This is a genomic window from Curtobacterium sp. MCBD17_003 (genome assembly GCF_003234885.2).
Taxonomy (GTDB): Bacteria; Actinomycetota; Actinomycetes; order Actinomycetales; family Microbacteriaceae; genus Curtobacterium.
Genome location: NZ_CP126275.1, coordinates 1,291,479 through 1,301,519 on the forward strand (window position 1 = coordinate 1,291,479; position 10,041 = coordinate 1,301,519).

Annotated in this window: 9 protein-coding genes; 6 read left to right on the top strand and 3 right to left on the bottom strand. The window is 72.1% G+C overall.

Going from position 1 to position 10,041, the window contains the following annotated elements; genetic code table 11:
* Window positions 1-59: 59 nt before the first annotated feature.
* Complete coding sequence (gene pknB, locus DEI88_RS06240; protein WP_258374983.1) at window positions 60-2,072, bottom strand: Stk1 family PASTA domain-containing Ser/Thr kinase; 2,013 nt, start codon at window positions 2,070-2,072, stop codon at window positions 60-62.
* A gap of 139 nt (window positions 2,073-2,211) precedes the next feature.
* A complete protein-coding gene (locus tag DEI88_RS06245; protein ID WP_146246041.1) occupies window positions 2,212-3,438 on the bottom strand; it encodes a LysM peptidoglycan-binding domain-containing protein in 1,227 nt (408 codons plus the stop codon).
* Between the two features lie 212 nt (window positions 3,439-3,650).
* Here DEI88_RS06245 and DEI88_RS06250 point away from each other — a divergent pair, with 212 nt between their 5' ends.
* Complete coding sequence (locus DEI88_RS06250) at window positions 3,651-4,004, top strand: Rv2175c family DNA-binding protein (RefSeq protein ID WP_258368399.1); 354 nt, start codon at window positions 3,651-3,653, stop codon at window positions 4,002-4,004.
* A 133-nt stretch (window positions 4,005-4,137) separates the two neighbouring features.
* Here DEI88_RS06250 and DEI88_RS06255 read toward each other — a convergent pair whose 3' ends face one another.
* Entirely contained in the window at window positions 4,138-5,256 is a 1,119-nt protein-coding gene (locus DEI88_RS06255) for a polyprenyl synthetase family protein (protein ID WP_111008625.1), read from the bottom strand.
* Between the two features lie 79 nt (window positions 5,257-5,335).
* Between DEI88_RS06255 and DEI88_RS06260 the strand changes: the two genes are divergently transcribed.
* The 5 genes from DEI88_RS06260 to DEI88_RS06280 all read left to right on the top strand — a co-directional run bounded on the left by DEI88_RS06260 (window position 5,336) and on the right by DEI88_RS06280 (window position 10,037).
* Window positions 5,336-5,704 carry an SCO2097 family morphological protein gene (locus DEI88_RS06260; protein WP_111071704.1) on the top strand — a complete coding sequence of 123 codons (369 nt, stop codon included), beginning with the start codon at window positions 5,336-5,338 and terminating at the stop codon, window positions 5,702-5,704.
* 357 nt (window positions 5,705-6,061) lie between these two features.
* On the top strand, window positions 6,062-6,493 hold the full coding sequence (gene mraZ, locus DEI88_RS06265; protein WP_111008627.1) for a division/cell wall cluster transcriptional repressor MraZ: 432 nt from the start codon (window positions 6,062-6,064) through the stop codon (window positions 6,491-6,493).
* A 103-nt stretch (window positions 6,494-6,596) separates the two neighbouring features.
* Entirely contained in the window at window positions 6,597-7,556 is a 960-nt protein-coding gene (gene rsmH / locus DEI88_RS06270; protein WP_111008628.1) for a 16S rRNA (cytosine(1402)-N(4))-methyltransferase RsmH, read from the top strand.
* A gap of 1 nt (window position 7,557) precedes the next feature.
* Entirely contained in the window at window positions 7,558-8,226 is a 669-nt protein-coding gene (gene ftsL, locus DEI88_RS06275) for a cell division protein FtsL (RefSeq protein WP_111036776.1), read from the top strand.
* A gap of 29 nt (window positions 8,227-8,255) precedes the next feature.
* A complete protein-coding gene (locus tag DEI88_RS06280) occupies window positions 8,256-10,037 on the top strand; it encodes a peptidoglycan D,D-transpeptidase FtsI family protein (RefSeq protein ID WP_258370075.1) in 1,782 nt (593 codons plus the stop codon).
* The last annotated feature ends 4 nt before the right edge of the window (window positions 10,038-10,041 follow it).

Genomic DNA, 10,041 nt, shown 5'->3' on the forward strand with positions numbered 1-10,041 from the left:
TGCCTCCCGTCCGTCCCGCCCCCGGTCGCGTCAGCCGAGGACCGGACGGCGCGCACCGGTCACTGCTCGTAGTCGAGCGTGATCGTGTCGCCCTTGTGCACGGTGGAGCCGGGGGCCGGGTCGGTCGCGGACACCGGCAGCGACGACTTCCAGTCGTAGAACGAGCACAGCACGTTCGTGCAGTCCGGGTAGGACACGTGCAGGCCGAGGGCCTGGAGGGTCGACGCGGCCTGGTCGATCGGCTTCTTCCGGACGTCGGGGAGCGTGATCGGGACGGGGCCCTTCGACACCACGAGCTGCACCGTGGAACCCTTGACCACGGGGTCGGCCGGGAGGATCGCCTTGATGACGTCGCCGGTGGGGACGTCGTCGCTGTACTGGCCGGGCGCCTGGCCGGCGTCGAGCCCGACCGCCTCGAGCGCGGCGGTGGCCGCGTCGCTCGACTTGCCGACGACGTCCGGCACGGCGCCGAGCGACACCGTGAGGCGGACGGGCATCCGCTCGCCGTACTGGTGCACGGTGGTCAGGTCGACGTCGTCGCCGGCCTCGGTCGTGCCGGTCGCGGCGAGGACGGTGCCCGCGGCAGCGGATCCGTCGAACCGGTAGCGCAGCTGCTCGAGTGTGAAATGCGGGGCGAGTTCGCTCCGCACGGTCGCGACCGGCTGTCCGACGATCGCGGGCAGCACGATGGGACGGGGCCCGGACGAGACGAGGATCCGGATGGTCGTCCCGCGGGTCACGATGCGCCGGGCGTCCGGCGCGGTCGCCGAGACGGCGCCCGCGTGGACGACCGCGTCGGGGCGCGCACCGGTGCTCGACGCGGCGTGCAGTCCCCGCTCCTCGATCAGGCGGCGTGCCTGGGAGACGCTCTTGCCGGCGACCTCCGGCACGCGCACGTTGCCGCCGGGCCCGGGTCCGAACCACCACGCGACGACCCCGACGACGAGTGCCACCACGACCACGACGGCGAGGAGGACCCACCCGCGGCGACGGCGCCGGGCGGTCGTGTGCGCGAGGCGTCCCGCGGCGGGAGCGAGAGCGATGTCGACCGAGTCGCTCGCCGTCGGCGGGAACCGGGGCGCCGACGTCGTCGTGCGCTGCGGACCGATCGGGCTCCGGGGGGGAGCGAGCGGACCACGCGGACCGAGCATCGTGGTGTCCGCGGGCGCGGCGTCGAGCGGCAGGACGGTGGTGGTGCCGGCGGGGTGGAGCACGGACGTCGCGCGAGGACCGCTCATCCGCTCGTCGATGCCCGCGAGGCCGTCGAGCATCGCGCGGGCGTCGCGCGGTCGTTCATCGGGGTCGCGGGCGGTGGCCCAGCGGACGACGTCGTCGAGTTCGGGCGGCACCGCCGGGTTGCTCGCGCTCGGGGCCGGGACCGTGTCGTTCGCGTGCTGGTACGCGATCTGCATCGGCTGGTCGCCCTTGTACGGCTGCTCGCCCGTGAGCATCTCGTACAGCATGATGCCGACGGCGTAGATGTCGCTCCGGGTGTCCGCCACTCCGCGCGTGACGAGTTCGGGGGAGAGGTAGGCGATGGTCCCGAGCAAGGCCGCACCGGTGGCGGTGTTCGCCGTCGCGGCGCGCGCGAGGCCGAAGTCGCCGAGCTTGATCCGGCCGTCGTCCGCGAGGAGGACGTTCTCGGGCTTGAGGTCACGGTGCACGATGCCCGCCCGGTGCGCGGACGCGAGCCCGGCGAGGACGGCGCGGAGGATGTCGAGCGCCTGGTCGCTCGTGAGCGCCCGGTGCTCCTGCAGGAGGTCACGGAGCGTGATGCCCGGGATGTACTCCATGACGATGTAGGTGCAGTCGGTCTCCTGCCCCTGGTCGAACACGCCCACGACGTTCGGGTGGGACAGACGGGCGGCGGACCGGGCCTCCTGGATGAAGCGTCCGCGGAACGCGGCGTCGTCCGCCAGGTGACCGTGCATGATCTTGATCGCGACGCGGCGCTCCAGACGGACGTCCGTGGCGAGGTACACGGTGGCCATGCCACCGCGGGCGATGCGCGACCGGACGCGGTACCGCTGGTCGATCATCCGACCGATCATCGGATCCGTCGCGGCGTTCATGGTCACGGTCGGCATTCTACGAATCGGGCGTCGGACCACCGCCGCTGACGCACCGACCGTGATGCAATCTCGATCTGGAGGAGGAGGCGGTGCTCACGGACGACCGGTCCCGCCTCCGACCTGGCGGCCGGATCCGGTGTCAGAGGGTGGCGAGCCACGCGGTCGCGGGCTTCTCCCACTGGCCGTACGCCTTCGGGTACGCCGAGTTCTGCACGGCCTGGGCCGCGTCCGTGACCGACATCGACTGCCAGCCGGGGACGTCGAGGAGACCGGCCGTCGTGCCGGCGTTCGGGTTGTGCGGACCGCCGAAGAACAGCCTCGCCGCGTACGTCGGGTCCATGAGCTCGGACGCGGATCCCCAGCCCTGGCTCGGCCGCTGCTGGAACAGTCCGATCGAATCGCGGTCCCCGTGGTCGAGGTCGCGGAGCCCGGACTCCTGCATCGCGGCCGCGAGCGCGACGACGAGGCCCCGCTCGGGAACCCCCAGGGCGCGGCCGACGCGGACGATGGTCTCGGCGTTGGCCCGCATCTCGTTCGTCAGGCCGACACCGCTCGACGCCGGCACGACGAGGGTGCTCCCGGCGTAGATCGTGCTCGTGTAGGTCAGGCCGTTCGCGGCGAGCAGGTCGGCGACCGAGACGGCGTGCGCCGACGCGATCGTGGCCAGGGTGTCACCGGCGTGGATGTGCACGGTCGTCGCCCTGCTGACCGCCGGTGCCGCGGTGCTCGTCCCGGCGTTCGTCGTCACGGCGACCGTCGAGGTGGTCGTCGCCGACGGCACCCGGAGCGTCTGCCCCGGGTAGATGACACTGCTGGCCGACAACTGGTTGGCGGCGAGCAGCGCGTTCGTGGAGACACCGAGCCGCGCCGCGATGCCGGTCGCCGTGTCGCCCGACACCACGTGGTAGGTCGAGGTCCCGCCGGTCCGGCCGGTTGCGGTCGACCCCGACCGCAGCGTCAGGGTCTGCCCCGGGTGGATGATCGCGTTCCAGCTCAGGCCGTTCGCGCTGAGGACGTCGCGCGGCGAGAGCCCGTACCGGGCCGCGATCGCGCTGACCGTGTCGCCCTGGACCACGGTGTACGAGGCCGGCGCCTCGGTGATGGCGGCGACGGTCGTGACCGTCGGGGTCGAGGTGGCGACCGCCGTGCCGAACACCGGGTGGTCGGTCTCGACGCGGTCGGGCGCGGCGCGGCGCGTGTGGTCACCCTCGTGCTTCTCCTCGGGGCGATGGCGCTGGTCCAGGTGTCCGGCGGCCACCGGTCCGGTCAGGCCGGCGGCGACGGCGATCGTGCCGGCGAGGACGATCGGCATCGTCGCGAATCGGGCTGCGCGCGGGCGCCGTGCGGCGGCGTCGTCGGTGTCCACGGTGATCACTCTCCTCGGGGGCCGCGGCGGGGGTGCCGTGCTGCTTCGGCCGGGTGCCACGCCGCGGGTGCTCCGTCGCGCCGCGGCAAGGTCCGCACCACCGTTGCACGGATCGTCACGCGAGTCAATCAACGAGACGCATGTGACTGGTGTGACTCACGTGCCCCTCGCCCCCGTTCGAGGACCGCGGGGGATTCTGGCACCATGGCAGCGTGACTGACGCACTGACGGACGATGCCCTGTCCGAGCGCTGGCTGACCGTGCCCGACCTCGTGGAGCTGCTCGGTGTGAGCCCGGGCCGGGTCCACCGGCTGTTCGAGCAGCGCACCCTGCTCCCCGCGCGGGTCGACGGTGTGCTCCGTGTCCCGGTCGAGTTCCTCGACGGCGCGGAGCCGTTGCCGGAGCTCCGCGGCACGCTCATCGTGCTCGGCGACAACGGCTTCAGCGACGACGAGGCCGTGCGCTGGATGCTCACGACCGAGGAGTCGATCGGTGTCCCGCCCATCGCAGCGCTCCGGGCCGGACGCAAGGCCGAGGTGCGTCGGGTCGCGCAGTCCCTGCTCTGACCGGCCGCGATGGTCGGCGAGGCGCGGCGAGGTGCGGCGGGTCGTCGCGGCGCAGCGGGTCGTCGCGGCGCAGCGGGTCGCCGAGGCGCAGCGGGTCGTCGAGCCGCGACCAGTCGCCGAGTCGGGGTGGTCCTCAGGCGACGCGCTGGGCGACCGTGTCCGCCAGGGCGACGAGCTGCTCCCGCGCCGACGGCGTGAGCGGCGCCGCCGCGAGCGCGGCCTTCGCCCGGGCGACGTGCCGCTCGATCGACCGCTCGACGGCGGCGACGGCGCCGGACTCGGTGAGGGTCGCCCGGAGCATCGTGATCTGGTCCTCGTCGAGCTCGGGATCGCCGAGCAACTCGTCGACGAGCTGCCGGGCGCCCGTGGGCAGGGCCTTCCGTGCGGTCGCGATGAGCACCGTCCGCTTGCCCTCGCGCAGGTCGTCACCGGCGGGCTTGCCCGTGACCTCGGGGTCGCCGAACACGCCGAGCAGGTCGTCGCGCAGCTGGTACGCGACGCCCAGGGGGAGGCCGAAGGCCCGCAACCCCTCGAGCTGGCGGTCGTCCGCGCCGGCGATGAGTCCGCCGATGGCGAGCGGCGCCTCGACCGAGTACTTCGCCGACTTGAACACGATCACCCGCTGGGCGCGGACGAGCAGGTCGGCCTCGTCGACGGTCGGCCACGCGGTCTCCTCGTGGATGTCGAGGTACTGCCCCGCGGTGACGTCGAGTCGCATCGCGTGGAACTCCTGACGGACCAGGCGCGCACGGCCGGGCTCGAGCAGGGCCAGGGCTTCGTCGAACACGCTGTCGGACAGCGAGAGCAGGAGGTCGCCCATGAGCAGCGCACTGTTCGTGCCGTACGCGGCGCTGTCGCCGATCCATCCGTGCTCTGCGTGCAGGCGCTCGAAGCGACGGTGGGCTGCGGGGCGGCCGCGCCGCGTGTCCGAGCGGTCCATGATGTCGTCGTGCACGAGGGCCGCCGCGTGGAACACCTCGAGGGCCGCGGCCGCGGTGACGACGGCCTCCGCGGTGGTCTGACGGGATCCCGCGGCGAGCGGGTCGAACGAGCCCGACCGGCCGGCGACGGACTGCCAGCCCCAGTAGCAGAAGAGGGCACGGAACCGCTTGCCGCCGGCGAGCAGATCGCGCGAGAAGTCGCTGAACGGCGCGAGGTCGGGACTGATCGCCGCGAGCCGCGTGCGCTGCTCCGTGAGCGCGCGTTCGATGCGATCCGAGACGAGATCCACTAACCGCGTACTCTCAGCCACCCTCCTTACCTTAGTGGGTGGCTGAGGCATAGAATCGGCCCACTGAACCAGCGTCGATCCCAGGGATGAGGGACTTGAGATGCCACTCTCGGAGCAAGAGCAGCGACTCCTCGAGGAGATGGAGCGCAGCCTCTACCAGAACGACTCCGACTTCGTGGCCCGCGTCACCAAGCGGCAGGGGCGGCCGACCTACACCTCGATCACGCTCGGTGTCCTCGGGGCACTCGTCGGGGTCGGCGTCGTCGTGCTGGGCCTCGCGCTCCGGCAGCCCGTGATCGGCGTGGTCGGCTTCGTGCTCATGCTCGTGGGCGTCCTCTTCGCACTGCGTCCCGGTGTCGGCTCGCGTGCCGGCCGGCCGGCCGGCCGTCCGACCGCCAAGGGCGGCGCCGGCGGTTCGTTCATGGACCGCATGAACGAGCGCTGGGACAAGCGCAACCAGGAGCAGTAGCCGCTCCCGTCCACCTGCACCACCACAGCGGGGTCGACCTTCGGGTCGGCCCCGCTGTCGCGTTCCCGGGCGGCAGCCGTCGATGGTCCGACGACACACCGCGGCCCTCCACCCCCTCCTCCACTCCGCTCCACACGATCCCCCCACTTCCCTCCACCCCCGCTCCGACCGGGAGGAACGGCGCCGGATCCGCATGCGTGCGGGCGTTCCGCAGCGCTCCGGCCCGCCGCGACGCCGCCTTCTCGCCCCCAGAACGGGGGCTCGGGGGCCTTCCCGGGGCGCCGTTCCGTTGCTGGGTGGTGGGTGGTGGAGTAAAGTGGAGGAACTAGGTGGTCGTTGGAGCAGAGGGGGTCGGGCGTGCTGCTCGGTACGTACGCTCCGAAGCTCGACGAGAAAGGGCGCGTCATCCTCCCCGCCAAGTTCCGTGACGAGCTGTCCGACGGCATCGTCATGACGCGCGGACAAGAACGGTGCGTCGTGGTCTTCAGCCAGCAGGAGTTCGCCGCGCTGCACGACCGCATCCGGCAGGCACCGATGACGAACAAGCGCACTCGCGACTACATGCGCCTGTTCCTCTCCGGGGCGAGCGCGGAACAGCCCGACAAGCAGAACCGCGTGACCATCCCCCAGAACCTCCGCGAGTACGCGGGCCTCGAGCGCGACCTGACCGTGATCGGCGCGGGTGACCGAGCCGAGATCTGGTCCACCCCCGCGTGGGAGGCCTACTACGCCGCGAGCGAGGCCGACTTCGCCGAGAACGACGAGGAGGTGATCCCGGGCGTCTTCTGACCCGCGGACCCGGACTCCCAGCCATGCGCCCTGACACACCTTCCCCGGTGTCAGGTCGGGATGGATGGGGATCCGGATCCACGGTCCAGGAAGCGGGGGCGACATGACAGCATCCGACGGCGGGACCTTCCCGCACACACCGGTCCTCCTCGAGCGCATCGTCGAGCTCTTCACGCCGACGCTCGAGGGGTCCGGCAAGGTCCTCGTGGACGCCACGCTCGGCATGGGCGGTCACTCGGCCGCACTGCTCGCGCGCTTCCCGGAGCTCACCCTCGTCGGCCTCGACCGCGACACGGACGCCCTCGGGATCGCGGGGGAGCGCCTCGCGCCCTTCGGTGACCGTGTCCACCTCGTGCACACCGTGTACGACGAGCTGCCCGCGGCCGTCGCGTCCGTCGGGATCGACGCCGTCGACGGCGTGCTGTTCGACCTCGGCGTCTCGTCCCTGCAGCTCGACCGGGCGGAGCGCGGCTTCGCCTACAGCAAGGACGCGCCGCTCGACATGCGCATGGACCGCACCGCCGGCCCCACCGCCGCCGACGTCCTGGCCGAGTACGACGAGCGCGCGCTCCGCCGGATCTTCACGGTGTACGGCGAGGAGAAACTGGCGGCGCGGTACGCCCGGGCCATCGTCGCGCGCCGGACCGAGCGCCCGTTCGAGCGGTCGGCGGACCTGGTCGAGGTGCTCACCGCCGCCACCCCGGTCGCGGTGCAGCGGCAGGGCCACCCCGCGAAACGGGTGTTCCAGGCCCTCCGGATCGAGGTCAACCAGGAGCTCGCGGTGCTCGAGCGCGCGATCCCGGCCGCGCTCGACGCCCTGCGCGTCGGCGGCCGGATCGTCGTCGAGGCCTACCAGTCGCTCGAGGACCGCATCGTCAAGCGCGCGCTCGCCGAGCGGACGCGGTCGAGCGCACCCGCGGGCCTCCCGGTCGAGCTGCCCGAGCACCGCCCGACCTTCACCGCCGTCGTCAAGGGCGCCGAGCTGGCCGACGAGGCCGAACGCGCCGCCAATCCCCGAGCCACCCCCGTGCGACTCCGCGCGGCCGAGCGAATCCGGAAGTGACATGACCACGAACCTCGCCCTCGCGGCCGGCATCGCGGCCGAGCCCCGCCCCGACCACCGCCGTGCCCGCCCAGAACTCGTCGAGGTCACGGCGACCCGCGCGCAGCGTCGGGCACGACCGCGGATCGTCGCCGCCTTCGTGGCGGTCGCCGCACTCGCGGCGCTCCTGCTCGCGCAGCTCGGGATCAGCATGGTCCTGAGCAAGGGCGCCTACCAGCTCGACGCGTTGCAGTCGACGCAGACGGACCTGAGCCGGTCGCAGCAGCAGCTCGACGAGCAGCTGTCCGTCCTCCGTTCGCCGCAGAACCTCGCTCGGAACGCCCAGGCGCTCGGGATGATCGCGAACTCGTCGCCCGTGTACCTCGACCCGAAGACGGGCGTGGTGTACGGCACGCCGACGCCGGCAGCGGCGACCGACTCGACCGCGGCCACCACGACGAACCAGGTGCCGAACGCGTTGCTCGACGGCACCGCGGTCGTCGCGAAGCACGGGGACACGGCCACGAGCGCGGAGCAGCCGACGACCCACACCACCACGACCGGCTCGGCGACCGGTGCGTCGGGCTCCGATGCTGGGAAGAGCAGCGGCGCCAGCGCGTCGGGCCAGGGTTCCTCGGACTCGTCCGTATCGTCGGACGCGGCCGAGCTCCAGGCGCCCCAGACGCGCTGACCGTCGCCCTCGGTCCGGAAGGACGCAGTGTGAGGAAGACCCTCCAGAACCGACGCATCCGCTACAGCGTCGTGATGGTGGCGATCATGGCACTCGTCGCGGTGTTCGTCGTCCGCCTCGTCGACATCCAGGTCGTGCAGGCGGCCGAGCTCGACAAGGCCTCCGTCGCCAAGCGGAGCATCCCGGTGACGCTGTACGGCACCCGCGGGTCGATCGTCGACCGCGACGGCACGCCCCTGGCGGACAGCGTCACGCGCTACAACATCACGACGGCGCCCCGCATCGTCGACGCGTTCCAGGGCAAGCTCGGCGGGACCCGGATCAAGCACGTCTCGATCGCGCAGGCGCTCCAGGCGCTCGCGACGGCGTCCGGTGGCGACGTCCCCACCATGAAGCGCGCCATCGCGGCCGCCCCGAACTCCGACTTCGCCTACCTCGTCAAGGGGTTGGACGTCGGGCACTACCGCGCGGTCGAAGCGCTCGGCATCCCCTGGATCTACCCCGAGAAGCAAGCATCGCGGACCTACCCGAACGGGGCCGCCGCCGGCAACCTCACCGGGTTCATGGGCACGGACGGGGCGCAGGCGGGGCTCGAGCTGGCGTACGACAAGTGCCTCGCGGCGACGAACGGGTCCGAGACCTACGAGCGCGGCGAGGACGGCGTCCAGTTGCCGGGCAGCACGGTCACGACGAAGCAGGCGAAGAACGGCGGGACCGTCGAGACGACCATCGACGAGGACCTGCAGTACATGGCGCAGCAGGACATCGCCCAGCAGGCGCAGGCCCTCGGAGCGCAGTCGGCCACCGCGACGGTCGTCCAGGTCGGAACCGGGGAGATCCGCGCGATCGCGGACTGGCCGAGCGTCGACCCGAACGACGTGGACGCGACGAAGGACACCGGGTCGTTCGGCTCGCGGGCGCTCACCGCGACCTACGAGCCGGGGTCGACGATCAAGGCGGCGATCGCGGCGGCCCTCCTCGACACCGGCAAGGCGACGCCGCTCACCCCGGAGTCGGTCCCGTACTCGCGGACCTTCCCGTGGGGCGGCAAGATCTCGGACGCCGAGTACCACGGCACCGAGAACCTGACCCTGACCGGGATCCTCGCCCAGTCGTCGAACGTCGGCATCACCGAGGCGGGGCAGGTGCTCAGCGCCCAGCAGCGGTACGACTACATGCGCAAGTTCGGCCTGTTCGAGTCGCAGTCCGGGATCGCCTTCCCGGGGCAGCCGACCTGGCCCGACGCCGCGTCACCCTCGTGGGACCCGCAGACGAACATGAACTCGATGTTCGGCCAGGGGATCTCGACCACCGCGCTGCAGGTCGCGAGCATCTACCAGACGCTCGCGAACGGCGGGGAGCGGATCCCGCTGCACTTCGTCTCGGGGTGCGAGCAGGCCGACGGCACCGTCACCGACAAGCCCGACGTCACGCCGACGCGCGTGGTGTCCACCTCGGCGGCCGACCAGGTCGTGCAGATGCTGCAGAGCACCCTGACCGACCACGCGGGCACGCTCGCCGGCATGCAGCCCATCTCGGGCTACAACGTGGCCGCCAAGACCGGGACCGCCGAGGTCGCCGTGGCGAACGGTGGCGGGTACGGCAGCGACCGCATCATCTCGGTGGCCGGAATGGCACCTGCCGAGGACCCCCAGTATGTTGTCACGGTGACGTTCACGAAGCCGGGGCCGGGACATCGGTTCTCCAGCTCCGCCGCTCCGGCGTTCCACACCCTCATGTCCCAGGTGCTCGAGAAGTACCGCGTCACCCCCTCCACGACGGCGGAGAAGACCTACCCGTCCACGTGGTGAGGAA